The 26,994-nt window shown below is 70.4% G+C and carries 23 protein-coding genes; 16 read left to right on the top strand and 7 right to left on the bottom strand.

Translation table 11 applies throughout. The annotated features are described in order from the left end of the window. The 4 genes from ACWF94_RS06040 to ACWF94_RS06025 all read left to right on the top strand — a co-directional run. The coding region (locus ACWF94_RS06040; protein WP_453485122.1) for a hypothetical protein at window positions 1–573 on the top strand (573 nt) is incomplete at its 5' end. Then, entirely contained in the window at window positions 570–1,358 is a 789-nt protein-coding gene (locus tag ACWF94_RS06035; protein ID WP_453485121.1) for an SDR family NAD(P)-dependent oxidoreductase, read from the top strand. The genes ACWF94_RS06040 and ACWF94_RS06035, both read left to right, overlap by 4 nt. 4 nt (window positions 1,359–1,362) lie before the next feature. Then, window positions 1,363–2,172 carry a histidinol-phosphatase gene (locus ACWF94_RS06030; protein ID WP_453485119.1) on the top strand — a complete coding sequence of 270 codons (810 nt, stop codon included), beginning with the start codon at window positions 1,363–1,365 and terminating at the stop codon, window positions 2,170–2,172. A 75-nt stretch (window positions 2,173–2,247) separates the two neighbouring features. After that, window positions 2,248–3,390: a hypothetical protein gene (locus ACWF94_RS06025; protein WP_453485117.1), complete on the top strand. Its 1,143-nt coding sequence runs from the start codon at window positions 2,248–2,250 to the stop codon at window positions 3,388–3,390. Window positions 3,391–3,424: 34 nt separating this feature from the next. Here the strand turns inward: ACWF94_RS06025 and ACWF94_RS06020 are convergent, their stop codons facing one another. Together ACWF94_RS06020 and ACWF94_RS06015 are read right to left on the bottom strand one after the other, a co-directional pair. After that, the gene (locus ACWF94_RS06020) at window positions 3,425–4,417 is read right to left on the bottom strand and encodes a phosphotransferase (protein WP_453485115.1); all 993 of its coding nucleotides are present in this window, start codon (window positions 4,415–4,417) and stop codon (window positions 3,425–3,427) included. Next, window positions 4,414–4,986, bottom strand: coding sequence for a hypothetical protein (locus tag ACWF94_RS06015; protein ID WP_453485113.1), 573 nt, complete (start codon window positions 4,984–4,986; stop codon window positions 4,414–4,416). The genes ACWF94_RS06020 and ACWF94_RS06015 overlap by 4 nt, the downstream gene beginning before the upstream one ends. A 293-nt stretch (window positions 4,987–5,279) precedes the next feature. Between ACWF94_RS06015 and ACWF94_RS06010 the strand changes: the two genes are divergently transcribed. Further along, window positions 5,280–6,002 (top strand): SDR family NAD(P)-dependent oxidoreductase, encoded by a 723-nt coding sequence (locus ACWF94_RS06010; RefSeq protein ID WP_453485112.1) that lies wholly within the window; start codon window positions 5,280–5,282, stop codon window positions 6,000–6,002. A 326-nt stretch (window positions 6,003–6,328) separates the two neighbouring features. Further along, window positions 6,329–7,285 (top strand): hypothetical protein, encoded by a 957-nt coding sequence (locus tag ACWF94_RS06005; protein WP_453485110.1) that lies wholly within the window; start codon window positions 6,329–6,331, stop codon window positions 7,283–7,285. Between the two features lie 65 nt (window positions 7,286–7,350). On the opposite strand, the gene ACWF94_RS06000 is transcribed toward ACWF94_RS06005, so the two are convergent. Further along, window positions 7,351–7,851 (bottom strand): NUDIX hydrolase, encoded by a 501-nt coding sequence (locus tag ACWF94_RS06000; protein WP_453485108.1) that lies wholly within the window; start codon window positions 7,849–7,851, stop codon window positions 7,351–7,353. A gap of 412 nt (window positions 7,852–8,263) precedes the next feature. Here ACWF94_RS06000 and ACWF94_RS05995 point away from each other — a divergent pair, with 412 nt between their 5' ends. The 6 genes from ACWF94_RS05995 (at window position 8,264) to ACWF94_RS05970 (ending at window position 15,343) form a co-directional block, all read left to right on the top strand. Next, on the top strand, window positions 8,264–9,367 hold the full coding sequence (locus tag ACWF94_RS05995) for a hypothetical protein (protein WP_453485106.1): 1,104 nt from the start codon (window positions 8,264–8,266) through the stop codon (window positions 9,365–9,367). Between the two features lie 41 nt (window positions 9,368–9,408). Next, the gene (asnB, locus tag ACWF94_RS05990; protein WP_453485104.1) at window positions 9,409–11,157 is read left to right on the top strand and encodes an asparagine synthase (glutamine-hydrolyzing); all 1,749 of its coding nucleotides are present in this window, start codon (window positions 9,409–9,411) and stop codon (window positions 11,155–11,157) included. A 58-nt stretch (window positions 11,158–11,215) separates the two neighbouring features. Further along, on the top strand, window positions 11,216–11,845 hold the full coding sequence (locus ACWF94_RS05985) for a histidine phosphatase family protein (protein ID WP_453485103.1): 630 nt from the start codon (window positions 11,216–11,218) through the stop codon (window positions 11,843–11,845). A gap of 269 nt (window positions 11,846–12,114) precedes the next feature. Continuing rightward, window positions 12,115–13,389 carry a 4Fe-4S cluster-binding domain-containing protein gene (locus ACWF94_RS05980; protein WP_453485101.1) on the top strand — a complete coding sequence of 425 codons (1,275 nt, stop codon included), beginning with the start codon at window positions 12,115–12,117 and terminating at the stop codon, window positions 13,387–13,389. Further along, window positions 13,386–14,006 (top strand): uracil phosphoribosyltransferase, encoded by a 621-nt coding sequence (locus ACWF94_RS05975; RefSeq protein ID WP_453485100.1) that lies wholly within the window; start codon window positions 13,386–13,388, stop codon window positions 14,004–14,006. Before ACWF94_RS05980 ends, ACWF94_RS05975 begins: the two co-directional genes overlap by 4 nt. Continuing rightward, window positions 14,003–15,343 (top strand): amidohydrolase family protein, encoded by a 1,341-nt coding sequence (locus tag ACWF94_RS05970; RefSeq protein WP_453485098.1) that lies wholly within the window; start codon window positions 14,003–14,005, stop codon window positions 15,341–15,343. Before ACWF94_RS05975 ends, ACWF94_RS05970 begins: the two co-directional genes overlap by 4 nt. 129 nt (window positions 15,344–15,472) lie before the next feature. Here ACWF94_RS05970 and ACWF94_RS05965 read toward each other — a convergent pair whose 3' ends face one another. The 3 genes from ACWF94_RS05965 to ACWF94_RS05955 form a co-directional block, all read right to left on the bottom strand. Then, window positions 15,473–18,937, bottom strand: coding sequence for an indolepyruvate ferredoxin oxidoreductase family protein (locus ACWF94_RS05965; protein ID WP_453485096.1), 3,465 nt, complete (start codon window positions 18,935–18,937; stop codon window positions 15,473–15,475). A gap of 103 nt (window positions 18,938–19,040) precedes the next feature. Continuing rightward, window positions 19,041–19,592, bottom strand: coding sequence for a GMC oxidoreductase (locus tag ACWF94_RS05960; protein ID WP_453485094.1), 552 nt, complete (start codon window positions 19,590–19,592; stop codon window positions 19,041–19,043). A 35-nt stretch (window positions 19,593–19,627) separates the two neighbouring features. Further along, window positions 19,628–20,680 carry an MBL fold metallo-hydrolase gene (locus ACWF94_RS05955; RefSeq protein WP_453485093.1) on the bottom strand — a complete coding sequence of 351 codons (1,053 nt, stop codon included), beginning with the start codon at window positions 20,678–20,680 and terminating at the stop codon, window positions 19,628–19,630. A 445-nt stretch (window positions 20,681–21,125) separates the two neighbouring features. Between ACWF94_RS05955 and ACWF94_RS05950 the strand changes: the two genes are divergently transcribed. The 3 genes from ACWF94_RS05950 (at window position 21,126) to ACWF94_RS05940 (ending at window position 24,149) form a co-directional block, all read left to right on the top strand. Beyond that, on the top strand, window positions 21,126–22,340 hold the full coding sequence (locus ACWF94_RS05950) for a TetR family transcriptional regulator (protein WP_453485091.1): 1,215 nt from the start codon (window positions 21,126–21,128) through the stop codon (window positions 22,338–22,340). 190 nt (window positions 22,341–22,530) lie between these two features. Further along, window positions 22,531–23,688: an acyl-CoA dehydrogenase family protein gene (locus ACWF94_RS05945; RefSeq protein WP_453485090.1), complete on the top strand. Its 1,158-nt coding sequence runs from the start codon at window positions 22,531–22,533 to the stop codon at window positions 23,686–23,688. Then, a complete protein-coding gene (locus ACWF94_RS05940; RefSeq protein ID WP_453485124.1) occupies window positions 23,631–24,149 on the top strand; it encodes a hypothetical protein in 519 nt (172 codons plus the stop codon). Before ACWF94_RS05945 ends, ACWF94_RS05940 begins: the two co-directional genes overlap by 58 nt. Window positions 24,150–24,387: 238 nt before the next feature. On the opposite strand, the gene ACWF94_RS05935 is transcribed toward ACWF94_RS05940, so the two are convergent. Then, window positions 24,388–25,323: an SDR family oxidoreductase gene (locus tag ACWF94_RS05935; RefSeq protein WP_453485089.1), complete on the bottom strand. Its 936-nt coding sequence runs from the start codon at window positions 25,321–25,323 to the stop codon at window positions 24,388–24,390. Between the two features lie 493 nt (window positions 25,324–25,816). Between ACWF94_RS05935 and ACWF94_RS05930 the strand changes: the two genes are divergently transcribed. Continuing rightward, window positions 25,817–26,994, top strand: a 1,178-nt coding sequence (locus ACWF94_RS05930; protein WP_453485088.1) for a zinc ribbon domain-containing protein, incomplete at its 3' end; no start/stop codon positions are given.

Here is a 26,994-nt window from a genome sequence, read left to right as displayed (position 1 = left end):
CGAGCCGGTATCCACAAACTGGGCTCCGGCTCGTACGCCTCGGCGGTGGAGCTGAACGGGCGCCCCGTCACGGTGCTCAACGGGTTTCTGCCGGCGCTGGCCGCGAACTACACCGGCCCCCACGCGCTCGTCGGCCTCCTGGAGTGCCACAGCCTCCGGGAGACCGGCGATCTGCGCGCCCACCTGCTGGGCGCGCTCCATCCCGCCGCCGCGGCCCCGGCGTCGCTGCGCGGTGCCCTGGCGGCCCTGACCGGCGGGGAGGACGGGGTCACGCTCTCCGAGGGCCGCAACGGAGTCCATCTGTCGGCGGGCCATCTGGAAGGGATGTTCCAGGTCTGGCGGTACTTCGCCGCCGCCGATGGACGGGGCATCGAGCACACCGCGCTCGGCCGGTCGCTGGCCCGGCGCGGGGTGCCGATGGCCGCCGTGGCGGCGCTGGCCACCGACCCGGACGTCACCGAGGACTCCGGCGAGACGGTGGCACCGCACGGTGCCACCGAGAACCTCCGCCGCGACGAGGTGCTCGACCGCGTACAGCGGTGGACCGTCACCGGGAAGGGGTCCGAGGCGTGAGCCGTCTCCCGCGCGGACTCGCCGGACGCACCGCGATGGTGACCGGCGGCGCCCAGGGCATCGGTGCCGCCGTCGCCGAACGGCTGTGTGCCGAAGGCTGCCGCGTCATCGTCTACGACAAGAGCGCCGAGCACGGCCGGGCCGTGGTGGACCGGTGGCGGAGCCAGGGCCACGCGGTGCGCCTGGCCGTCGGCGATGTGATGGATCAGGCGGCGGTGGCAGCGGCCTTTGCGGGCGTCCCGGCGGACTGGCCGAGACCGGCGCTGCTGGTGAACCTCGCCGCGGGCTTTGTCTTCAAGGGCCTGGAGGCGACCCCGGCGGACTGGCACGCGGCGTTCGATCCCACCATCGTCGGCCTCTCCCTGGTCACCCGGGAGTTCGTCGCCGGGCTGCCGGAACGCGACGCAGGCGCCGCGATCGTGAACATGGCGTCGATCTCGGCGCACATCGCCCAGAGCGGCTATCTGACGTACAACACCAGCAAGTCGGCCGTGCTCGGGTTCACCCGGTGCATGGCGCAGGAGCTGGCGCCCCGGGGCGTCCGGGTCAACTCGGTCAGCCCGGGGACCGTGTGGAACGCCAACAACGAGCGATACCACCGGGAGGCCCTCGGGCTCGACCGGGCGGCGGCCGAGGCGGCTCCGGAACACGGCGGCAAGTTCCTGCTCGGCCGGTTCGCGGATCCGGCGGAGGTCGCCGCGCCCATCGCGTTCCTGCTCTCCTCCGAGGCGAGTTTCATCACGGGCGTCGATCTCCCGGTCGACGGCGGATATCTGGCGGTGTGAGGCGATGATCGATCTGCATACCCACCACAACCGGTGCGGGCACGCCACCGGGTCGCTGCGCGACTACGTCCTGGCGGCGCTCGACAAGGGTGTCAAGGTCCTGGGGCTCTCCGACCACACCCCGATGTTCGCGGCCGAGGAGGACCACGCACTGCCGCCCGTGGCGATGCCGAAGTCGGAGTTCCCGTCGTACATCGCCGAGGCCCTGGCGCTCAAGACGGAGTTCGAGCGCAGCATCGAGATCCTCGTCTCCACCGAGGCCGACTACTTCAGCGGCCGGATGGACGCGTACACCAAGGCACTGAGCGGCTATCCGCTGGACTACCTCATCGGGTCCGTCCATATGTTCGAAGGCCGGGACATCTTCGACACCAGGCGATGGGAGTCGGTCCACGAGGCCGACCTCGCCGCGATCAAGTCGCGCTTCTTCCGGACGGTGGCCGAGTGCGCCCGGTCCGGACTGTTCGACGTCATCGGTCATGTGGACGCCCTCAAGGGCAACCACCCGGAACTGGGCGCCGTACCCGCACCCGCCGCCGCCGACGAGATGCTGCTCGCGATCCGGGACTCCGGTTCCGTCATGGAGGTCAACACCTCGGGCGGCACCAAGGCGTGCGGCGGCTGGTACCCCGAGTTCGACCTGCTGGAGCGGGCCCACCACTTCGGTGTCCCGATCACCTTCGCATCCGACGCGCACGTCCCCGAACGCATCTGCGACCAGTACCCGGCCGTGATCGAGGTGCTGCACCACATCGGGTTCTCGACCTGGACGGTGTTCCGCCGTGGGAAGGCCAGGCAGTGCCCGCTGTACTGACCACCGCTGCCGCCGGCCCGTGCCGCTCTGTTCCGGCCCGTTCCGGCTGACCGGCCCCCTACCCCTGGAGCGTTGATGAACGTCAGCCAGCTCATAGCCGATGACCCCGACGGAGCGACCGCTCGCTATCTGCGGGTCCGGGATCAACGACTGAAGATCGCCACGGCTTCGGCCGAGGCCGACGGACTGGTGTCGGAGACCTTCTGCCCACCCGGGATGCTGGGCGTCTTCGAGACCTCCAGCGGAACGGACCCGGACCTGACCATCGTCGATCTGGCCCGCGACCCCGCCGACATCCACGAACTGCTCGACCGGGTGGCCACAAGCGCCGCCCAGGGGGAGTACGAACTCACCCGGAACCACCGGCTGCCGCGATTCGACGGCGACAGCTACACGGTCTTCAGACTTGAGGACGTGAACGCCGACGAAGTCGCCGCTCTGGTACGCACCGATCGCCGGGTGACCATCGTGCGCCCCAGGTCCGGGCTTGGCGATCGCTGGCTCACCCGGATCATCCGCGACGTCGCCACGAGGATCGCCCAGGCCGAAGGGTCGCTGATCCTGCACTCCTCGGCGTTCGTCTGCGGCGACGGCGCCTTTCTGGTGATCGGCGACTCCGGAGCGGGCAAGTCCACGACGGCCATCGCGCTGGCCCGGCTGCTGCCCGAGTCCGGCTGGATCGGCAATGACCGCATCCATCTGGACCGGCGGGAACAGGGCTACCACGTGACCGCCTGCCCGCTGCCCCTCGCCATCAACAAGGGGTCGCTCGACGTCATGGGCGTCACCGGCTTCGAGAGCTGGTCGGTCCGGGCGGGCCTGCCGCGCCCAGGGTCCGACTGGGACCGGTTCCAGGGCGAGGACAAGCTGAAGCTCAGCTCCCGGGAGGTCAACCGCTACCTCGGCGTCCGCGTCGTACCCGACGCGCCACTCGCCGGTGTCCTCCTGCCCCGCGTCGACCTCGACGCCGAGTACTTCCTCGAACCCGCGACACCCGGGTACGCGGCCGAGGTGATCCGGCGGAACTGCTTCTCCCTCGACGACAATCTGTACGGCGAGGACTGGCTGCGCGTGCCCGTCCAGCGGCGTGCCGCACCCCCGTCCGTCGAAGGATTCCTGGCACACATCGCGAAACTCCCGGTGCTGCGCTGTTCGCTGGGCAGCGCGGCCGATGTCGCGGCACTGGCGGACGACTTCCTGGGCGCCGTACGGGCATGACCGCCCCTCAGCGGTCGTGGGGCATGACCGCACCTCAGCGGTCGTGGCCCCCGCTCCGGTCGAGCGCCGCCGCCGTCGTGGCGATCAACTCCAGGTTCTGCCCGAGCCGCGAGAAGAACCTGGAGACCCAGCCGAGGTACCAGGGCACCAGGCTCGCGTCCCGCTGTTCGAGCAGTGTCAGATGGCTGTCCCTCGGCAGGAACCAGATCGCCCCGAGCCTCGCCAGATCACCGGCGTCGGCATACGGAACACCCAGGCGCGTGCGGCCTTCCTCGAGAAAGCGCCGGACCGCCACCGGATCCAGTACGAAGTCACCGCGCCCACGGCGGCAGGAGAGCCACAGCGCCTTCGCCGTATCGGCCGGCCGGCGGGAGAATCCGGCCTCGTCCCAGTCGATCACGGTCAGCGGCCGGGAGCGGTCGTGGATCAGATTCCTGCCGTGCAGATCGCCGTGGTAGATCACGGGGGCGTGCGTACCGGTCAACCGTACGGCGCTGTCCCGGAGGTCACCGAGATGGTCGTCCACGGCCCGCGTGAGGTCTCCCCACGCACCGGTCAGGCGCTGCTCCGCGAGCCGCCGCTCCCGCTCCCCGCAGGACAGCCACGGTGACGCGTAGTCCCCGATCAGCTCCTCCGCGACCTCGGCGGCCTCCGCGCCGGCCGCCCGCGCGGCCAGGTCGCCGAGAACACCGATGAGCGCGCCGATGTGCCGCCGCGCGTTGTCCGACGGCGCTCCCGGGGCGAACGGCCGGATGACCACCAGACGGGGGTGTTCCGCCGGGTGAATCCCCAGGTCGAGCACCGGGGGATACCAGGCCGTCCCGCGCAGCGCCGCGTCGACGCGCTGGATACGCCGGAACTCGACGCCGGTGGACCGGTCCTCGCAGTGGACCTTCACGGAGAGGGTGCGGTCCCCGTCGGCGATCCGGTAGGACGCGTTGACCCCCCGCCCCTCAAGAGCCTCGGCCTCCCCGGCGCCGATGACCGCCATGGCCCGCCGGACCGTGAGCCGCGCCGGGCCGCTCATGGACGGTGGCCGCCCGCGGCCACCTCGCCGCTGAGCCAGTCGGTCACCCCGGCCACCAGCCGGGCGACCGGTTCGGCGCTGTTGAGCCGCAGCACCGGACACGGCAGCTCCGCCAGCCAGCGCTCGTCCACGGCCCGGCTGCGGCCCGCGAGCGCGGTGTCGTCGTAGCCTCGCGCCCACTCCAGGAAGTCCTGGTGGGCTTCTTCGTTGACCCCACCGCGCTCGATCGTGTCGCCGTATCTGAGGATCTGCCGGTCCACCAGCCGCCTCATCCTGGTGCCCGGGTCGAGCGCGAGGAACACCACGCCTTCCACCCGCTCGATGACGCTGTCCCCCCAGCCCCGCAGCGACCCCGACAGGATCCACGAGTCGCGCGGCACGAACAGCGCGTTCATCAGTGCGAGCCGGTCATCGACGGGACGCTTGTGGGTGTAGGGCGGGGTGGTCGGCAGCCAGAGGTAGTCGTCGACGTCCGCGTGGGGTACCGACTGAAGGGTCGCCAGAGCACGGCCCAGGGTCGTCGTCCCCGCCGCACTCGCCCCTGTGACGAGCAGCCGGTGCCAGCGCATGTGTGCCGTCTCCCCTCACCCTGTCCCGGTGCAGGTCAACTCGTCCTTCCGCCGGCCCCGTCGGGCGAGCGGCCGGGCGGATCGTGCTGCCGGAATTCTATCCCGGGCGATGACCCGACGGGCCCAGCAGGCCGACATATCACACCGGTTGAGCGGGGTGGCGGATGCGGGGACACCGAGGACACACACCCGTCGAGCGCGCCCCCGCACCACCCTGGGGTGAGCGAGTGCGCCGTACCCGCACACCTCTGCCCGTCTGACGGATCCGGGCGGGAAGGGCTACGCTCGCGGATATGCCGAGTGCGTTGGTGACCGGAGTCTCCCGCGGCCTCGGGGTGCATATCTGCCGGGCGCTCAAGTCGGCCGGCTATCGCGTACTGGGGGCCGGTCTGGCGGCCTCGCCGCGCAACGACGCACTGGACGACTACCGGACGGTCGATCTGCGCGATCCGCTCGCGGCCGGCCTGTTCGCCTGCGAGGACGTCGATGTCCTGGTCAACAACGCGGGTGTGTACCTCGACGACCCCCGGAGCGGATACGGCGATCTCTTCGCCCTGTCCGTCAGCGATCTCAGAGACACCTTCGAGGTCAATCTCTTCGGCGCCGCGCGGCTGGTCCTCACATACGCGCCGCACATGCTGGCGCGCGGGTCGGGGCGCGTCGTCTGTGTCTCGTCCGGGATGGGGCGGCTCCAGGACGCCGACGGGGCGTCGTTCGCCTACCGTTCGTCCAAGCTGGCGGTCAACTCACTGGTTCTCACGGTGGCGCGGCACTTCGCGGCCGGTGCCGGGGATCTGTCCGCCTTCTCCTACTGTCCGGGGTGGATCCGCACCGACATGGGTACGGAGTCGGCCCCGGGCGCCCCCGAGCCCGCCGCGGCCGACCTCGTCCGGCTGCTGGATCTGCCCGCCGCGCGGTCGAACGGCAGATTCTTCCGCCGCCTCGATGAGCTGGGCTGGGACACCCGGGGGCCGTTCGTGGCGGACGAGCACCAGACCCGGAGGGATACGAAGTGATCTCCCGGTGGCGAGGTGTGGGCGGCCGGCGCAGACCGGCGGCCCTTCTCCCCTGAGGGGTGGTGAACACACGCGCCCGCCTGCGGGAGTGCTCCGGGCTCCCCCTGTCGCACATCAGCCCGGGAACCTATCATCGAGGCACAACTCACCTGACTCACCCGGCCGTCCGGGGTCTTCGCACCGGGACGGTTCACCGTTGACCTGGGGCCGTTCGAGGCCCGGACACAGACACGGGGTGATACACGAAGATGGAGTCGAGCGGTTCGACGCATCGCTACACCTTCCGTTCACGCTTCGCACGCACCGGCCTGAGGTGCACACAGGACGTGGCAGAGCGCGTCCACCGGCTCGCGGAGCCCTATCTGACCCTTGAGCCGGGCGCCGCCGACCCCGGCGTATGGCAGGTGGTCGCGGACACCGCCCCACCCGGACACGCCGTGCCGGAGTCGGTCACCGCCCTGGGCGAAGTGGCCGTGGAGTACGCGGTCGACCACGCCGGCCGGACTCTCTTCCATGTCGCCCCCGTGGGGGACGCGTGGGTCACTCAGTCCGTCCTGCGGGCCACCCGGGCGATCCACCGCTCCGAGGCGAGCCGGCAGGGCGTGCTCTTCCTCCACGCCGGGCTCGTCGAACTGAACGGTCTCGGGGTGGCCCTGGTCGGTGGGAGCCGGGCGGGCAAGACCTCGTTCATCATGGCCAGTGTGCTGAACGGATCCGGCGTCATGGTGTGCAACGACGATGTGAGCCTGACGGTGGATCCCGGCGGGGACGGCGTCCTGGGTGCCGGGTGGCCCCGGTCCATCTCCGTCCGACTGGACACCCTGGACCTGCTGTTCGGGCGGGAGCGCGCGCGGGCCGTCCGGACTTCCCTGTCGCACCCCGCCAACCAGACGCTGATGAGCCTGCGGGATTCGGGAGTCGAGCGGCACGGCACCGCTCTGATCTACCCCTGGGAGTATGCGAGCCTCCTCGACACCAGGATCGGACAGTCCGTCAAGGTGGACGCGCTCGTTCATCTGAGCCTCACCGACGACGAGTCGGAGTCCGGGGCGGTGCCGGTACCGCCTTCGGCCCGTGGCGAACTGCTGGCGAGACGCGTCCTGCCGCTGCCGAACAAACACCTCAATATCTTCGGCCACGAGCCGGACCCCGGGACCCTCCGGCGCACCCACGGCGCGCTGACAGCGCTGCCGACCTTCCGCTTCCGCTACCGGTTCAGTGATGTCCGCCGACAGGTCGACCGGCTCGCCGAGTACCTGGGCGGGCAGGTGTCACGGATGTGACGCCCGGGCCGGTCGGCGCCGGCGGGATCCGGCAGTCGGGCCGCTCACAGCCCGAGCCGTCCCGTTCACAGCCCGAGCCGCACGGGCACGGCCGGAGCCCCGCCGGCGATCAGTGCGGCCAACGGGGCACCGAGATCCCTGGGCGAGAAGAGATCCGGGCCGCGATAGCCGGTGATCTCCCGGGGCGGCCACCAGCGTGTGCCGTAGATGTTCTCCGCGGCGAGCTGCGCATCGGTCAGCCCGCCGCGCGGTGTGAACGACGCGGTACGGACCAGGTAGTAGTCGTTGATGACACCGTCATAGCCGGCGGCGATCGAGGGATCGACGACCTCCTGGTGCCACACATGAGGCGGATCGGCGTCGACCGTCAGTCCCACCTCCTCGTACAACTCCCTCCGCAGGGCATCGAGAGGAGTCTCGCCCGGCGCCGAACCCCCACCCGGTGCGGCCCACACCACGATCGTGCCGGAGGGCTTCCGCGGGATGACGAACCGGCAGAGCAGGATGCGGTCGTCCTCGTCGAGGACGACCGCGCGTACCGCGTGTCGAAAATTCAGCGAAGTCACCGGGACACGCTATCCCGCGAACGAAGGAAGTTTCTCGATGAACCGTATACCGGGCACCTTCCGTCCGTGGCGCACCGTGCGAATCAGGGGTGCGCTCGATGGGCGCGCGCATACAAGGGCCATACAAGGGCCACCTCATCGGGGTCTTGATGCAGAGTGAGAAATCCACTACGTTGAGTCAGCGCCGGAATTCAATCGGAAACACCTGCCGAAGAAGCCAAGGGCCGGACGACCGGCCCTGACCGCAGGAATGGGAACGAGGCCGGAATATCTGCCGGCGGCTGATGTCCAGCCGCTGAGCCGAACGCCGCAGCAGGGCGGAAGCGGCTGCGGGAAACAGCGGACGCCGCCGGACGGACTCGCCCCGGCCGGGCCATGAATGATCAATGGGCAGAGAGGGGGCCATACTGTCGTGCTCACCTTCCGCAGACATATCGCCGCAGTCGAGGGCATGGACGACTTCGACGAGGAGGCCGTACTCGCGAAGATCCATCTCGTTGACAGCGATATTCTGATTCTGTCCGGCTCGCTCGTGGACGGATCGGGAACCCCGTCGTCGGACTTCGACTTCTGTGTGATCGCGCAGTCGAAGGACGACAGATTCCACCGTGACACCTTCCCCCGCGAAAGCCATATGCGGTATTACACGAGCGGCGACCGGGTGAAGGCCAGCTTCGACTATCTGCCCTGCAGTTTGCTCGGAGTGGACGTCGAGTACTGGACGGTCCAGGAGATCTCCAGCATGCTCGCGTCGCACGCCCAGCTGTACGCCCACACCAGGAACCGTGCCCGCAAGTCGTCCGGCTTCGCCGCGTCGGCCGTGGACTTCCGGGTGCTGTCCCGCCTCACCTACGGTGTCCCGCTGACGAACGCCGCCGGATTCGCGCGGATCACCGGTGATCTGCGCATCGGCGAGATCACGTACACCGCCTTCCGCACCGCCGTGGGCAGTTACCCGGACTTCCGCGACCTCGCCGGAATGTGGGCGCAGGGGGACTACGACGCCGCGCTGACAGCGGCCCGTAAGCTCGGCGTCGACACCTTCCGGGGTCTGACCCATGTGTACGGAAACACCAACCGCAACCCGAAGTACCTGGGGCGGTTCCTGGCCCGGCTGCCCGAGCGGCTGTCCGGGCTGTGCGCACGGTTCCGCCGCCTGAACACCTTTGGCGCGGCGGACGGGGCCGATACGCCCGACGCCGTCCTGGAATGGCTCGACATCATCGATCTGGCCTTCGCCGAGATCCGCCGGGTCCGCGACGGGGTGGACGCCTTCGTCAGCCGGCGGGAATTTATCGATCTGCTGAAGAGCGAACTGCACCAGACGATGAGCTGGAACGCCGAGATCTCGAACGAGTACTGCTTTCGCGCACGCGAGGCGGAAGACGATGTTCCCTCGCTGCGTGAACTGCTGGCCGCCATGGAAGTGCGCGGCGCGGTCGAGCACCGACTGCCGCTGCGGCAGTGGGCCGCCGACCGGACGGCGCCCACCGGCGAGAACAACAAGTCCGCCTGAGAGGCCGCCCAGGCTTCACAGATCGCCAGGGGGAGACGATATTGTGCCGGATCTACGGCTATCTCGGACATGATTCCGAGATAACCGCTCTCGACGCCGCGCGGGATGCTCAGCTGTCGGGCGGCCCGGATCGCCAGCGCTACGCCAGGGGGGAGAAATGGGGTCTGGGCTGCAACCGTCTCTCCATCCAGGACCCTGCGCATGGAAATCAGCCGTTCACGAATGCCGACGGTTCGGTGTACGCGGTGTTCAACGGTGAGATCTACAATTTCCGTGCCATCAGGGAGGAACTCGCCGGGCACGGTGTGCACATCGACGGCGACTCCGACGGCTCGGTCCTGATCCCGTACTACGAACTCCACGGAGACCGCTTCGTGGACCGGCTTGAGGGAATGTACGCCATCGCCGTGGTGGATCTGCGTTTCGGACGCAGGCTGAAGCTGTGGTGCGATCCACTGGCCGTCAAAAGCGTGTACTACGCGGTCACCGGGGACGGCGTCGCGTTCTCGTCCGAGTTGAGCGGCCTCACCGCCCTGCTGCGGAAGCCCCTCGACCTCGACGCGTTCGCCGTCGACGCCTATCTGAACTGGCAGTGCCTGCCGGGTGGGTCCTCCTGGTATTCCGGTGTCTCGTCCCTGCGGCCGGGTGAGCAACTGCTCTGCGACGGCGGGAGCGCGGTCGAACGGCGACCACCGGATGCCGGTCCGCCGGCGGCGCCACCCGCCGACGAGGAGTGCACACCAAGTCGGCTGGGCGCGCTGCTGTCCCGGGAAGTGGCGCACATGTCACTTCAGGCCGCGCCGATCGCCGTACAGGTCTCGGGCGGTCTCGACTCCGCCATCCTGGCCACCCTGCTCGGCGAACGCCGCCGTGATGTGACCGGATTCCATGTGACCCATGAGGGCAGCCACCCCTCCGACGAACAGACCTTCGCCCGCGCGGCGGCTGCGCACGCCGGTATTCCGCTTGAGGTGGTGGAGATCCGCGAGGCCGAGCTGCCCGAGCTGATCCCGGCCATGGTGGCAGCGCTGGGCACCCCGAACGCGACGTCACACGCACTGAGCGCGTTCGCCCTGTTCCGGGAGATCTCGAGCAGCGGATTCCGGGTCTGTTTCGTGGGCGACGGGGCGGATGAGCAGTTCGGCGGCTACCGCCGCTACAGCACCGCCCTCGCGGCACCCGACGACGCCTGGCCGCACCGCTATCTCGACCGGCTCTCCCTGGTGCCGCAGGCGGAGTACCGGCAGCTCTGCACACCCGAGTACCGCGAACTCCTCGACACCGGGGTGAGCAGCCGTCAGCGCTCCCTGGAACTGCTGAGCCACCCGGCGCCCACCCGCCTGGAGCAGCTCCTGACCTTCGACCGGCTGCACAAACTGCCGAGTCTCAACCTGCGCAAGCTGGATCACCTCTCCATGGCACACGCGGTCGAATGCCGCGTTCCGTACTGTCAGCCTGCCGTCACCCGCTTCGCACGACGCACTCCTGACGCTCTGAAGGTCGACGGGGAGCGCCGCAAAGGAATCCTTTGGGACGCCGGGGCGCGGCTGGTTCCACCGGCGGTCTGGTGTCGGCAGAAACAACCGTTCACCTTTCCGGTCAGCGCCTTTATGACACGGGGCACCGCCCTCTGGGACTTCGCTGCCGGCGTTCTGACGAGGCCCCGGCTCTGTGCCTCCGGCTTTCTGGGCGAAGCCGCCGTGCGTAAAGTGATCGCGGAACACCTGGCGGGCCGGGACCATGCACGACTGCTGTGGGGCCTGATGATTCTGGAGTTGTCGCTGCCCTAGTCGTGGTCCGGGGTTGTGCCGGGATCTCACTACAAGAAGACAAGAGGGGCATACGCCGGTGCGCACTATCCATGTCGTCGCTCACCCGGAGGCCACACACCACGTCGAGGGACTGGTCGGCGGGTGGCACGACTCGGACCTCACGCCCGCCGGTGTCCGGGCGGCGGTCTCCATCGCCCGGGCGCTACGAGCCGATATCCCCGATGGTGCCGAGGTCGAGCTGATCTCATCGGATCTGCGACGGACCCGGCGGACGGCCGGGGAATCGGCCGAGGTGTTCGGGGTGAAGCCGGTCCTGGACCGGAGGCTGCGGGAGAAGTCGTACGGCGAGGCGGAGGGAAGGCCGCAGGAGTGGCTGGACGAGCGGTTTGTCGCGCCGCCCGCTGACGGGGACCGGCTGGACCATGACGAGGGGGTGCCGGGAGCCGAGACCAAGGCGGTGTTCGCGCGGCGCGTGTACGCGGCGATGGACGAGATTCTGCGCCACCCGTACGAACACCAGATCATCGTGACCCATGGGTTCGCCCTGACGTTCGTCGTGGCGTCCTGGATCGGCATGCCGGTCGAGTCGCTCGGCCGGGTCAACTTCCGGGCGCCCTCGGGCAGTATCACCAAGCTCCGTGAGGACGACTTCTTCCACAACCGCCAAGTGGTCAGCCTCGGTGACACCCGCCATCTGGAGTCATGACCCGGACCGGCGGGGCCGGCCCGCGGCCGGTGCGCCCCCAAGGACTGTCCCGTATCCGATGTACGACACGCCATTTCCGGCCAACTGGTCCTCGGGCGTTCGTGGCGCTTGACGACTGATATCCCAGGCAGGAAGCTTACAGTTGGACTTGAATTGATCGATCTTGAATTCATCGATCTTGCTCATCGAGAGTGAATCCCGAGAGTGAATCCCCTCTGTGCGGACTCCGGCATATGACTTAGGGGGAAAGGTTGCCATACCCACAACTCATGGACGCCTTCGCCGACCCGTCGCCCGCCCGTGAAACGCTCATCCAGTCATTCCGGCACCTGCTCGAAGAGCTTCCGTCCCATGGGTCGAGCTTCTTTATCCATCTGAGCGAGTTATGCCCGGTCGCCTGCGAGCACTGCATGTACTCATCGGATCTGGTACGGAAGTCCGCCAAGGTCGCGCTGTCGAAGGGTGAACTGGAGGGTGCGATCCGATTCATTTCGGAATCCTCCTCGCAGAAGCTCAACATCACCGGCGGCGGGGAGCCCTTCCTCGAGTTCTCCAGCATATTGCGGCTGCTGGAGTCGGTCGACGTACCCCGGATCGAGATCGTCACAGCCGGCCACTGGGCCATGACCCCCAAACGCACGGCGCGCATCATGCGCCAGCTCGGCGAAGCCAGATCGCGCAATCCCGGAAACCCGGAACTGCTGCTGCGGCTGAGCATCGACCGATACCATCTCAACGCACCACGCCCGGTACGGATCGAGCACTACGGCCATGTGCTTCGGTGCTGGGCGAAAACCGCACCCGGCTTCGCCGTGGGATTGCGCAGTATCCAACCGGACATGGGCACCGTGGACCGGATGATCGCCGACGAACTGGCAGCGGAAATCCAGGAGGTCGACGACTGGAACCGGACCCTCCTGCTGCCGGGAGGCCAGACCGTCCCCCTCACCTTCAATGTCTTCCGGCGGAGCGGAAAGGCTCTCCGGCTGACAGAGGACCACCAGGGAGCCACCAAGACACTCCGCGAATACTACGGCCCCTTTGAGACAAGGCCGGGGAATCTGTCACTGGCCACGGCCGTGAACGACGCGATTCGCGGCGAGTACACGGCCGGGGGCGGACTCGCCGTCACTCTCAACTCCGACGGAACGTTCTGGATCTTCTGCGGCACCGCGCCCGACCGGAAACTCCTCCTGGGTGAGCGGACCTTCGCCGAAGCGGTCACCTACTTCTTCGAGGACCCCATCACCCACCTCCTCGTCGACGAGGGGATCTGGGCCCTGTCCGATCTCGTCATGGAACTCGCCCCCGGGACCCACGCGGCCGCCCTGGCGAAGAACGACTCGGCGTCCCTGGTGGACGACCTGCTCGCGCCCGACGACGTCCGGCTCGCCGTCACCCTGATCGCGGCCCAGGACCTGGTGACCCGGAAGCGCGCCACGGTGGACCCCGGGCACCCCCTGGCCGGAATCCTGTCCGACCCCGCTGTCGACCTGGCGGCGATCTGCCGTGACATCGTCCGGGGAAGCCGAGCGGCACAGTGACCTTCCCGGCGGAGATCACCGATGACGAGCGGCGCTTCGCCCGGCTGCGGCACGCCACCGACCCCGGGGAGGTACGCCACGGAATCATCGAACTGGGCGATGTACTGGGGCTGCGGACCGCCGACATCCTCCGCAAGGAACTCGGCTCCCCACGGGACGTGCTCTGTGTGATCGTCCTGCGGGGCGGCGCGCTGATGTACCCGGGTTTCGCCAGAGCCGTGCCGCACGCGGACTTCTGCATGCTCGGCATGCGGCGCTCGCCCGATCAGCGGTCCGTGGCAGACGAGTACATGACGGCGATACCCCGCGACACCTATCAGGCGACGGTCTATCTCGACTGTGTCGCGGCCACCGGCGGCACCCTGCTGGCGGCCAGACAACGGGTCACCGGCACCTGTGACCCCGGCCATGAGGTGGCCGCCGTCATCAGCAGCGCGGCCGTGGCGACGGAGAGGCTGCGCGCGGCAGGTGTCGATCTGCTCGGCTTCAGTCTCTACGACGAACTCGACGGCCAGGTCGTCACACCCGATATGGGGGAGTTCGACGCCGGAGACCTCTTCAGCGGTGTCGTCGCCCGGCGCTCCGCTCCCGGGCGACCCGGTGGGACCGCACAGTGACCCGTGCCGAGGGCCAGGTGCCGGCCCGTGCACCGGCCCACGTACCGACCCGTACAGCGACGCACGCACCGACGCGTGCGCCCGAGCCCCCGCTGCTCCTGGCGAACGTCCGGCTTCCCGGCGGGAACCTCGCCGATGTGCTGCTGGACGCAGGACATATCCGTACGGTCGCGGCGGCCGGAATCCTGAAGACCGACGGTGAACGGATCGACCTGACCGGCCATCTGCTCCTGCCCGCCCCCGCCGAGCCCCACTGCCACTTCGACAAGGTGCTGCTCGGCGGCCTCGGCGGTGACGGTGTGGGGCGGGGAGATCTGGACTCGGCGGTCGCGGCCTGGTACGCGGCCCGGGGATCGATCTCCCGGGCCGATGTGCGCGACCGGGCGCTGCGCGCCGCTGTCGAGCTGCTCACCAGCGGCGCGACCGCGATTCGCACCCATGTCGACGTCGGTGTGACGACCGGACTGGTCATGGTCGAAGCGCTGACAGAGGCGCGCGAACTGCTCAGGGGCCGGCTGGACCTCCAGATCGTGGCCTTCGTGGACTTCCCGGTCCGTGGGTCCGCCGGGGCGGACAACCGCTCCCTCCTCGTGGCCGCGCTCCGGACGGGCGCCGACGCGGTGGGCGGCGCCCCCTACCGGGACGACGACCCGCCGGCGTGCCTGGACATCCTGATGAACACGGCGGCCACTTGGGGAAAGGCGGTGGACCTGCATATCGACGAGACACTCGACCCGCGCTCGAACACCCTCGGCGAACTCGCCGACTGGGTGCTCAGAACCGGTTTCCCGTACGGAGTGACCGCCGGCCACTGCGTCAGCCTGGGCACACAGCCGCCGGACGCGGTCGCGCGGACAGCGGCGCGGGTGGCCCGGGCCGGTATCTCCGTCGTGGTCTGTCCGGGGACCAACCTCTTTCTCCAGGCACGCGACCACACACTCCCGGTGCCCAGAGGGCTCACCGCGATCGCACAGCTCCACGCCGCCGGAGTCACGGTGGCGGGCGGCGGGGACAACGCCCGGGATCCGTTCAACCCCCTCGGCCGGTTCGATCCCCTGGAAGCCGCCGCCTTGCTGGTCCTGGCGGGCCACCTCTCACCGCGCTCCGCCTACGACGCCGTCAGCCGCGCGGCCCGAACGGCCATGGGCCTCGCGGCCACCCGCATCGAACCCGGCGCCCCGGCAGAGCTGCTGGCCGTGCGGGCGGACAGCATCGAAGCGGCCATGGCGGACGCCCGAGCGGACCGGGTGGTGTTCCACCAGGGTCGGCTCGTCTGCCGTACGCGGCATGAGCGCTCGTTCCCCGAGGGCATACCGGGCGGGGCGGGCGGGGAGTGACCGCCGGAGCCGGAGCCGGAGCCGGAGCCGGAGCCGGAGCCGGAGCCGCGGGCCGGAGCCGGAGCCGCGGGCCGGAGCCGGAGCCGGGTCCGGGTCCGCGGGCCGAGCCGGGTTCGAGGGCCGCCCGTGTCACCGCAGCTCCTTCAGCCGCCCGTGGTAGGTGTCGACGGACCTGAGCTTGATCTCCTCGTAGCCACGGACGAGGTCGGGCAGCCCCGCGATCTCGACGGCGCGTTCGAGAGTGTCCGGAGCGAGCCGGGCCAGCTGCTCCTCGATCACCTTCCGGTACTCCGGGATCAGCGCGCGCTCGACCCGCCGGACCCGGGCGTAGCCGAACACATCGAGCCGGGTACCGCGCAGCCGCCGCATGGCGTGCAGGGCGCTGAACGCCGGAGTGAACCACGGGCCGAGGCTGACCTTCCGCCGCATCCCGAGGGCCCGGAGCACCGGCGGGTGCAGTTTCCAGGCGACCCGGGCGCCCGCACCGAAGCTCTCCTCGGCCCTGGCCCGTGTGTCCAGCGACAGGCGGGCGACCTCGTACTCGTCCTTGTAGGCGAGAAGCTTGAAGAGGTTCGCCGCCACCGTCTCGGCCAGCTTTGCCGAACCCGGTACGGCCGCCTCCTCGGCGGCCCGGACCCGCTCGACGTCGGCGACATAGCGGGCGGCGTAGGCCGCGTCCTGGTAGGCGACCAGCTCCGGCACCCTGATGCCGACGAGCCGCGCGAGCGCGGAGTCCGCGGGCGCGTCGAGCGCCGGTACGGAAGCCACCTCGGGCTCCGCCGCCCCGGCGGGCCCGGGCCGCGTGAGGTCGGACCGCGCGGGGTCGGACCGCGTGGGGTCGGAGACGATCAGCCTGCCGCGCCGGAACGCCTGGATGTTCCGCTCGACCGCCACCCCGTTGATCCGGATCGCCTCCTCGATCGCCGATGACGGCAACGGGAGAGCGCCGGTCTGGTAGGCCACGCCGACGAGCAGCATGTTGGCGTACTGGTCGCTGCCGAAAAGCTCCTCGGCCGTGGCCCGCGCATCGAGCCACCGCCCGGACGCGACCGTGCCGGAGATCCGCCGTACCAGCGAATCGACCTCGGGGAAGGGGATGCCGGTGTCCACGACCATCGCGCCGGTGGGCACCTTGGCCGTCGACACGATCGCGGTGGTCCGGGCGGGGTCGGTGACGGCGAGCGTCGACTCGTCGGCGGCGACGAGCAGATCGGCGCCGAGATAGAGGTCGCACTCGCCCTTCGCGAGGCGCCCGGAGGCTTCGACCGTGTCCTCGGTGATCCGCAGGTCGGAGATGACCGCGCCGCCCTTCTGCGCGAGCCCGGTCTGGTCGAGGCCGCGCACCTGCCGCCCGGCGAGCACCGCCGAGACGGCGAGGATCTGCGCGACGGTGACGACGCCGGTGCCGCCGACCCCCGCGAGCCGCAGTGTGACCGAGGTGCGTCCGGCGGCCCCGGGCTCCGGCGAGGCATCGGCGGCGAGCGGTTCGGCCTCGCGCAGGACCCGCCGCCCGGGGGTGACCTCCAGGAAGGAGGGGCAGTCGCCGTCGAGGCAGGAGAAGTCCAGATTGCAGGAGGACTGGTCGATCCGGGTCTTGCGGCCGAACTCGGTGTCGACCGGCTGCACGGACAGACAGTTCGACTTCACACCGCAGTCGCCGCAGCCCTCGCACACCCGCTCGTTGATCATGACGCGCTGCGCGGGTGTCGGCCGGGTGCCGCGTTTGCGCTTGCGCCGCTTCTCGGCCGCGCACTCCTGGTCGTGGATCAGCACGGTGACGCCCGGCACGGCCGACAGGACGCGCTGCGCCTCGTCGAGACGGTCCCGGCGCCACACCTCGGCGCCCTTCGCCAGCCGGACGCCTCGGTAGCGCCGGGGCTCGTCCGTCGTGACGATGGTCCGCCGGACCCCCTCGGCGGCGAGCAGCCGGGTGATCTCCGGGACCGGCATCGCGCCGACGGCGTCCTGCCCACCGGTCATGGCCACCGTCGAGTTGTGCAGCAGCTTGAACGTGATGTTCACATCCGCCGCGACGGCGGCGCGGATCGCGAGCGAGCCGGAGTGGTGGAAGGTGCCGTCGCCGAGGTTCTGCAGCAGGTGGCGGGCCCGGACGAACGGGGCCATCCCGATCCACTGGGTGCCCTCGCCGCCCATCTGGGTCAGCCCGGTGACCTCGCCGACCTGCCCCGGATCCATCATGAGGACCATCGCGTGGCAGCCGATGCCCCCGCCGACGAGCGAGTCGCCGGAAGGTTTGGTCGAGGAGTTGTGCGGACACCCCGAGCAGAAGTACGGGGTGCGCGGGGTGAGCGACAGCATGATCGGGCCCCGGCGCCGCTGCCGCCGTGCCTCGTGCCACGCGGCGACCGTCGGCAGCCCGCGGAGCCGGGAGGCCAGGGCGAGTGTGATGGCGTCCGGGTCCAGCTCGCCGTGCTCGGCGAGCAGCGGGGCACCGTCGGGACCCCGCTTGCCGTGCACCGCGGGGGCCGCCGGGGCACCGTAGAGCATCTCTTTGAGCGCGGTCTCGACGAACGCCCGCTTCTCCTCCACCACGACGATCTCGCGGAGCCCGCTCGCGAACTCCCGTACGATCCCCGGTTCGAGCGGCCAGACCATGCCCAGCTTGAGGAGGCGGATGCCCCGCCTGCGCAGCTCGGTGTCGTCGAGGCCGAGGGCGGTGAGGGCCTGCCGGAGGTCGAGCCAGGTCTTGCCGGATGCCACGATGCCGATCGTGTCGTCGGTGCTGCGGACGGGGATGGTGTTGAGGCGGTTCGCGGCGGTGTAGCGGCGGGCGAGTTCGAGGCGGATACGGTGCAGGTCGCGTTCGAGCGGGCCGAGCGTGGGCTGCAGCAGCTTCCCGGTGACGGTGTGCCGCCATGGCTTCCCGTCGATCTCGGTGTCCGGCAGGACCGAGGCGAACCGGCCGACGGGGCCGGTGGAGGCTCCGTCCGCCACGGCAGTGGTGATCTTCATCGCGGCCCAGAGGCCGGCGGCGCGGGAGAGCGCGACGCCGTGCATGCCCAGCTCGACGACCTCGGCCGGATCCGCCGGGTGGAGCGTCGGCATGGCCAGATCGGCGAGGGCGAACTCCGACGCGCACGGCACGCTGGACGACTTCGCCGCCGGGTCGTCGCCGACGACGGCCAGGGCACCGCCCAGATGATGGGTGCCCATGAGGTTGGCGTGCCGCAGGGCGTCGGTGGCCCGGTCGAGGCCGGGCGCCTTTCCGTACCAGAGCCCGACGACACCGTCGTGGCGCAACCCGCCCGACACCGACGCCAGCTGGGTGCCCTGCACCGCCATCGCCGCCGCCTCCTCGTTGAGCCCCGGCGTGAACAGCACGCCGTGCTCATCGAGCAGCGCCTGCCGCCGCCCCAGTTCGATGTCCAGGCCCGCGAGCGGCGAGCCCTCGTATCCGGAGACGAACGCGCGGGTGTCGAGGCCGTGCGCGCTGTCCCGCCGCCGCTGGTCCAGCAGCAGCCGGACCAGTGCCTGGACCCCTGTCATGTGCACCGTCCCGCTCGGAGCGAGGTAGCGGTCGTCGAGAGAGAAGGGGCGGTGCGGCGAGACAGACCTGCCGTCGACGATCGTCATCGTTCCTCCAACTAGTCCGGATGCAGCGGATCGTAGGTAGTGGGTGGACAATCGTCCAGATCAGATCCGTAGCAACTGGGCCAATGGCTCAATTCTCGTCGCTTCATGCCGATCCATGCAGGCCAACGGCCCATGGCAGCGGGAACCTCGCGGCGCGACGGAGCCGACCGGATCCGTGCGGGTCGGTGATACCGCCCGCCCTCGGCGCGACCGGAGGAGCCCGCGCTCGACCCACTTCAGGGGACTGGGGATACCGGCCGAGGCTTAAGGGCAGGGCAGGGCAGGGCAGGGCAGGGCAGGGCAGGGCAGGGCAGGGCAGGGCACTGCGCGGCGGGGCACGGCAAGGCGGGGCATTTGCGCGGCAGGGCAGGGCAGGCTGGCTGCGCTCAGCGCGGGATGTGCCGCCCGTAGCGCACGGGCTCGGCGGGCGGGCGGTGGGGGACCTCGGAGACCTGTGCCCCGCTCGCCTGCCGGGGCACGGCCGTACGGTCGGCGAAGGCGCCCCGGGACCCCGTGTCCGCAGGGTCAGGTCTTCAGAACCCCTGACGCGCAGCGCGGAATCGTCGACGGCGTCGGTATCGCCGTCGACGCCGGTCCGGGCGGTCCCGCACTGATGCCAGAACGTGGTGGCCGCCGTGCGGATGCGGCTCTCCAACTGCCAGGCTCAGCGCACTGGCTCAGCGCACTGGCTCAGCGCACCTCCGGTGCCGGATACCAGCGGACCGGCTCGGTCCCCCGCTCGGCGGCCTCACCCCGGGTGCGCAGCAGGGTCAGATGGGCGACGGTCTCACCGACGGCGAAGCGCCGCGACACCGCGCTGAAGGTTTCCCACGGGCGGGACCAGGTCAGCCGGGCGGACAGGTCCCAGGCGGTGGAACCGGGAGCCTCCTTGACGGCGCGGTGGAGTTCGATCAGCCGCTCGGTGTGGTGGCGGACCATGGTCCGGACGCGGGGGCGCAGGCCGCGGAAGCGGTACTCGTGCGCGGGCAGCACCTCGTCGACGTCGATCCCGTCCAGCCGTTCCAGCGACAGCAGGAAGTCCCGCAGGGGGTCCCCGTCGGAGTCGCCGTAGACCGCGATCTGCGGGGTGATACGGGGCAGGACGTGATCGCCGGAGAACAGCATCCGTCGCTCGGGCTCATAGAAGCAGGAGTGCCCGGGGGTGTGCCCCGGCGTCCAGACCACCCGGAGCGCGGTCCCGGCCACCCGGATCAGTTCGCCGTCCTCCAGCGGAAAGTCCGGCTCGGCGAGATTGAGGATGCGCTCCACGTCCATTCCGTTGCCCGTGGACTTCAGCGCGTCCGCCGGGGCGCCGTGGCGCCTGAGATGACGCACCTGTTGTTCGTGCCACTGCCCGGAGGTCGTCGGGGTCCGCCGGGCGCGCAGGGCGTCCAGACGGTGCATGCCGACCCAGGCGCCCGATGCCCGGCGGATGCGGTCGGCCAGCCCGAGATGGTCCGCGTGGTAGTGCGTGACGAGTACGGCCCGTACATCCGTGATGTCCGCCCCGGCGGACGCGATGCCCTGGCACAGGGCGTCCCAGCTCTCCTGGGTGTTCCACCCCGAATCGACCAGCACCAGGCCGCCGGCCGCCTCCAGTGCGTAGACGAGCGTGTACCGCAGGGGGTTGTCCGGAATGGGGACCGGGATGGACCACAGGCCGCCGGCCACCTGTTCGACCGGCGGCATGACGCCGCTGTCCCATGCCTGCCACTGCTCTGTGCCGGTGATCTCTATGGTCACGTCACTCCTGTTCGTCGCGCCATCGCCCCCGGGTGCGCGGGCCGGGGGCGTATTCCCACCGGCATGAGAGCAGTCAGTCTTCTAGTGAACATTTACTTTGTAACTTCTGATCTTCGACTGTCAAGTGGAGACCGAGGGTGACCTGCCTCATACGGATGCCCGTTCACGCGTCGATGTACGGATACGGTCAGCCGTTCTCGCCTCGCTGCGAGAGTGTGAAAGGCCCCAACAAGCCCTGATCCAGGGCCTGGTCCGCATACCCGGGCAAGGTTCTATGTAAACAGTCGTGCGGCTGATGTGTGTGGACCGTGCCATCGGGAGCTTGTAGGCTGTCCAGCACTTCCGCGCGCTGAGAGGCCGGGAGAAGTAGAGGGTTGTTCCGATGGTCCGGTGCCACCAGGGCGCCGAGGGCGCCCGCTTCCCGACGAGTGGACGTGATCTTCCGGTGACCATCGGCGAAACCGCGCAGGAGCGTGCCCGGCGCCCGAAGGACCGGCGTGCCACCATCGAGGCCATGGCGGCCGAACTGTTCGCCGAACGCGGATACGCGGCCACAGGTGTGGGCGACATAGCGGACCGGGTGGGCGTCACCCCGGGGGCCATCTACCGGCACTTCGCGGGCAAGGACGATCTCTTCCAGTCCATTCTCCAGAGCTGCCTGGACGACTTCCGGGCCGCGGCCGTTCCCACCCCCGGGGCCGCGCCGGGGGACGCCATGCGCGAGGTGGTCGCGGGCGCCGTCGGGCTCACCCTCTCCCGGCCCGACCGGGTGGCCACCTATCTCCGCGAGTGGCGCTGGCTCTCGGATGCCGCCAGTGCCCGGATCCGGGCCGGGGAGCGAGAGCTGACGGGTCAGTGGGAGACCGTGATGCGCGCGGTGCGTCCCGGTATCACCCGCCGGGAGGCCGTGACGCGCCAGCGGGCGGTCAACGGCGCGCTGATGCTGCTGGCCCGGCGCTCCGCCTCGGTACCCCGCCGCCGGCTCCAGGCGCTGTTCACCGACGCGACCCTGGCGCTGGTGACGGCCCCGGTGCGCTCCCTCCCGGCCCCGCCGGCCGAGCCGCCCGCCCGCACCTGGCACACCCCGCGCCCGCGCCGCCAGGAGATCAGGGACGCCGCCTCGCTGCTGTTCCGCCGGTACGGCTACCACGGCGTCGGCATGGAGCAGATCGGCCGGGCGGTCGGCATCTCCGGCCCCACCGTGTACGGCACCTACGACAGCAAGGCCGAGATCCTCGTCGATGTCTACGACCACGCGGTGGGCAGGACCGAGGTCGCCGTCGAACGCGCCCTGGACGCCGCGGGCTCCGCGCAGGAGGCGCTCGGCCTCATCGCCCGCGCCTATGTCTCGGTGGCTCTCGACGACACCGATCTCACCGCCGTCGCCGGGCGGGAGACCGAGGAACTGCCCGAAGGCGACCGGGTCCGGCTGCGCCACCGCCGGGCCGGCATCCACTTCGTCTGCGTCGCCGTCCTCAGGGAGGTGCGGGGCGATCTGGACGAGACCGAGGCGCAGGTCGTGTTCGCCGCCGCCCGGATGGCGGTGCAGGCGACCGTTGCCAGGCGGCGGGGGGCCGGGGCGTCGGCCGACGAGGTCGCCGGGCTGATGCTGCGATTCCTCCTCGGGCGGGATCTCGGGCCGGCCGCCGCAACCGGATAAGTGAAGATCCAGTTTGAGTCAGGCGAGGTCTCTCCCTTGCGGAAGGGTGGCGATATCCATGGACAGAGTCGTCCTCACTGGCTAATTTGGGTGCGGTAGCCATCATGTTGTAAAAAGTTAATCGGCTTGATTCGGAGATCTTTCTGCCGCCGTGACACCGGCGTCGGTACATCCCGAGGGGAGAAGTGTCATGCGCCGTACGGTGTTCACCGAGGAGCACGAGGCATTCCGGGGCACGATCCGCGAGTTCATCGCCAACGAGGTCGTTCCCCACCACGACGAGTGGGTGCGCGAGGGCATGGTGCCCCGCGAGCTCTACCGCAAGCTCGGAAAGCTGGGCGTCTACGGTATCGAGGTGCCGGAGGAGTACGGCGGCGCGGGTGTCGTCGGCTACAAGTACGCGGCCGTCATCGCCGAGGAGACGGCCCGCGCCGGAGTGAGCCTCGGGTCGACCGGCGCGCACACCGGGCTGGCACTGCCGTATCTGCTGAAGTTCGGCACCGACGAGCAGAAGCGGCGCTGGCTGCCGGGATTCCTGTCGGGCGACATCATGACGGCGATCGCGATGACCGAACCGGGTACCGGTTCCGACCTCGCAGGCATCAGGACCACCGCCACCCCGACCGAGGACGGCGGCCACTATGTGCTCAACGGCGCCAAGACCTTTATCTCGGGCGGTGTACAGGCCGATCTGATGCTGGTCGTGTGCCGCACCTCGCCCGCCACCCCGGACGACCGCCGCGCCGGCCTGTCCATCCTGTGCGTGGACACCACAAGCGAGGGATACGCCGTCGGCCGCAAGCTGGAGAAGATCGGCATGCGCACCTCCGACACCGCCGAACTCTCCTTCACCGATGTCCGCGTCCCGGTGGCGAACCGGCTCGGCGACGAGGGCGCGGCCTTCTCCTATCTCGCACTCAACCTTGTCCACGAGCGCCTGGCGTGCGCCGTCCAGAACCAGGCCGCGGCCGTCGCCGCGATCCGGTTCGCCGTGGCGTACGCCCAGGAGCGCGAGGTGTTCGGCCGGCCGCTGTCCGGGTTCCAGAACACCAAGTTCGTGCTGGCCGAGTGCTCGGCGGAGACCGAGGCCGGGCAGACCATGGTCGACCGTGCCCTCGATCTCCACGACACGGGCGAGCTGACGTCCGCCGACGCGGCCCGGCTGAAGCTGTTCTGCAGCGAGATGGCCGGCCGTGTCATCGACAAGTGCCTCCAGGTCCACGGCGGTTACGGCTATATGCTGGAGTACCCCATCGCACGGCTGTACGCCGATATCCGGGTGTCCCGGATCTGGGCGGGGTCGAGCGAGGTCATGAAGACGATCATCGCCAAGTCCCTCGGTGTCTGAGGGCGACTCGCGGCCGGGCCGGCGGTGATCGTCCCGGGAGGCGGCGGCCCCTCGGCCATCGGCCTCGCCGTCCGCCGCGCCCGCCCCGCACACTCCGCCCGGCCTCCTGGGAGCACCGGCGCCCTCCGCCGGGTCCGGCGCGGACACCGGCCGCCGGGTCCGGGACCGGCACGCCCACCGCCGGAGCCGGGACCATCTCGCTCGGCCCCACCGCCGCACTGGCCCACGAACCGCCGACGCCGCTGCGCCGACACACACCGGGGATCCACCTCGCCTCGCTGGACTACGCGATGTGGCTGCACCGGCCGTTCCGGATCGACGAGTGGCTGCTGTTCGCGCTGCGCGGTCCCACCGCGTCCGGCGGAAGGGGCCTGCGCGTGGGCGGCAGCTGGACGCGGGACGGAGTGCTCGTGGCCTCGACGGTCCAGGAGGCCGTCGTCAGACAGCGCATTCGGCACTGAACCGATGCGTCGCGGCACGCGTACCCCCGGCGGACGGCAGCGCGGTCGGAGGACAGACCGCCCGGGGAGCGCCCACCTCCCCTGCATGGCGCCCGCCGGGCCGACGACTCCATGGCGAGGAGAGTCACTGATCCCGGCTCACATCCGGCCGCAGTCGGCCGGCGGCAGTCGGCCGGCCACCCGGGCGGCCGGAGGTGAGAGGGCGCGTACCCGTTCTCGCGGCCGGCCGCCCGGTTGTTCAGGCGGAAGCGTGCCCCGTGGCCGCCGGTCGGTTCGCGCCCGTGTGGACGGCGGGGGGCTCGTCGGGCATACGGGCGGTGGCCTCGGCGAGATCCCGTACGGTCCAGCGCTTGTCGCTGCTGACCTCGTCCACGACGCTCCAGCTCTGGTAGAGACCCACATCGCCGCCGAACGCGCGGAAGGTGTGCCCGGTGAACCGGCAGTCGGCGCAGGCGAGCAGGGCGACCAGCGGTGCGATGTTGGCCGGGTCCCAGACGTCGAACGGCGCGTCGCCCGTCGACGCCATCATCGCGTTGAGGCCGGGAGCCGACTCGGTGATCCGTGTCCGGGCGGCCGGTGCGACGGAGTTGGCGCGTACGTGGTAACGCTTCAGCTCCTTGGCGGCGATCTGGGTCAGCGCGGCGATACCCGCCTTGGCCGAGCCGTAGTTGGCCTGTCCGGGGTTGCTGTGCAGCCCGGATGTCGATGAGGTGTTGATCAGCGAACGGTCCGTCTCGATGCCCGCCTTCGCCTGCGCGCGCCAGTACTCGGCAGCGTGCCGGGTGACCGCGAACGTGCCCTTGAGATGGACGTTCACGACAGTGTCGAACTCGTCCTCCGACATGTTGACCAGCACCCGGTCACGCAGGATGCCCGCGTTGTTGACCACGATGTGCAGATCGCCGAAGACCGAGACCGCGGTGGCGATCATGCGCCTGGCGCCCTCCCAGTCGGTGACGCTGTCGGTGCTGGCGACCGCCTCGCCGCCCAGCGCGGTGATCTCTTCGACCACCGACTGCGCCGCACCGATGTCGGAGCCGGAGCCGCTGATGCTCCCGCCGAGGTCGTTGACGACCACCCTGGCGCCTTCGGCGGCCAGCAGCAGCGCGTACTCACGGCCCAGACCCCGGCCGGCACCGGTGATGACGGCGACCCGCCCTTGCAGTGAACCCATCGGGGGAACTCCCTTGATGCCAGGGCCGCCGCGGGCTGCGGCGGCCGTACACGGTCCCGCGCAGGCCCGCCCGTCATCACCCTAGAAGGGTGTGTTTGACAAGTAAATACTTGATCCGTCTCTCGGTGGAATAGGGAGAACCTATGAGAGCGTGGTCAGAGCCGTTCACCCCACAGGACTGGCCCACGGGGGTGCGCTGTATGTAACGTGTGCTTCGGCAGTCGCGGTCGAGCGACTGCCCCCGCCCCGTCGTCGTGGAACCTGCGCACCGCGACGCGAGTGATTCCTGTATCGCTGTCGTCTCTCCTCGATCCGGCGTTGTCGTCCGCCGCGCTGTTCCACCGCTCCCTCCGGCCGTTCCCCGCGGCGGGAGCAGGAGCCGCACGGCACCCGCTCCCGGGCGCGAACCGGTAACGGGAGCCGGCGGCGGCCCTCGATCCGCGTGGACACGGCAGGAGAACACGCGGCACAACCCCTCGTGCGAAGGAGTGTCATGACCGCCGAACCACACATCGGTGTCATCGGTTACGGGGTGCACCTGCCGGTCTGGCGGCTGGACCGCCAGGACATCGGCAGGGCACTGGGCTCCGGAGGTGGCAAGGGCACCCGCACCGTCGCGTCCTACGACGAGGACACCACCTCGATGGGCGTCGAAGCGGCCCGGCACGCCCTGGCCGGCGCCACCACCGGCCCGAGCGGCCTGGTGTTCGCCACCGCCACACCCGCCTACGCCGACAAGACCAACGCGACCACCGTGCACGCCGCCCTCGGCCTCGACCGGTCCGTGCCCGCCTACGACTTCACGGGCGCCGCCCGCTCGGGCACGGGCGCCCTGCTCGCCGCCGCCGACTCCGCCGCCGCCGGACGCCCCGCACTCGCGGTGCTCTCGGACATCCGTACCGGCCTGCCGGGCTCCGCCGATGAACACGACGGCGGAGACGCCGCGGCCGCGCTGCTGTTCGGCAGAGGCGACGACGTGGCCGCCGCACTCGTCGGACGTGGCTCGGCCACCGCCGAGTTCCTGGAGCGGTGGCGGATCGTGGGCGACTCCGCCAGCCGGATCTGGGAGGAACGCTTCGCCGCGGGTCTCTACGCCGAACTGGTCGCCGAGGCCGTTCAGTCCGCGCTCAAGGACGCGGGCCTCACCCCGGCCGATGTCGACCATGTCGCTGTCGCCGGGCTGCACCGCAGGGCCGTACGCGCCGCCGCCAGGCTCCTCGGCCGCGAGGCCGCCCTCGTCGACGACCTCTCCGCCGTCATCGGCGCCGCCGGAACCGCCCAGCCCGGGGTGCTGCTCGCCGCCGCCCTGGACCGGGCCGCCCCCGGTGAGACGATCCTGCTGGTCGTCATCGGCGACGGTGCCGACGCCCTCGTCCTGCGCACCACCCCCGCGCTGGAGCGGCTGCGCGCACGCCGCACCGGACCGTCCCTCGCCGACGAGGCCGAGGGCGGACGGCGGCTGGACTACCAGCGGTTCCTCACCTGGCGCGGCTTCCTGCGGCGCGAACCGCCCCGCCGCCCCGACCCCGACCGCCCGGCCGCCCCGCCGTCCCAGCGCAACGGGGCGTGGAAGTTCGGCCTCGCCGGCTCGCGCTGCGAGGATTGCGGCACCCGCCATCTGCCGCCCGGCCCGGTGTGCATGAACTGCGGGGCCATGGGCCGGATGGCGCG

Source organism: Streptomyces sp. NPDC055078, assembly GCF_053607985.1.
Note: the sequence above shows the minus strand (reverse complement) of the source record. Positions and strands in the feature narration are given on the sequence as shown.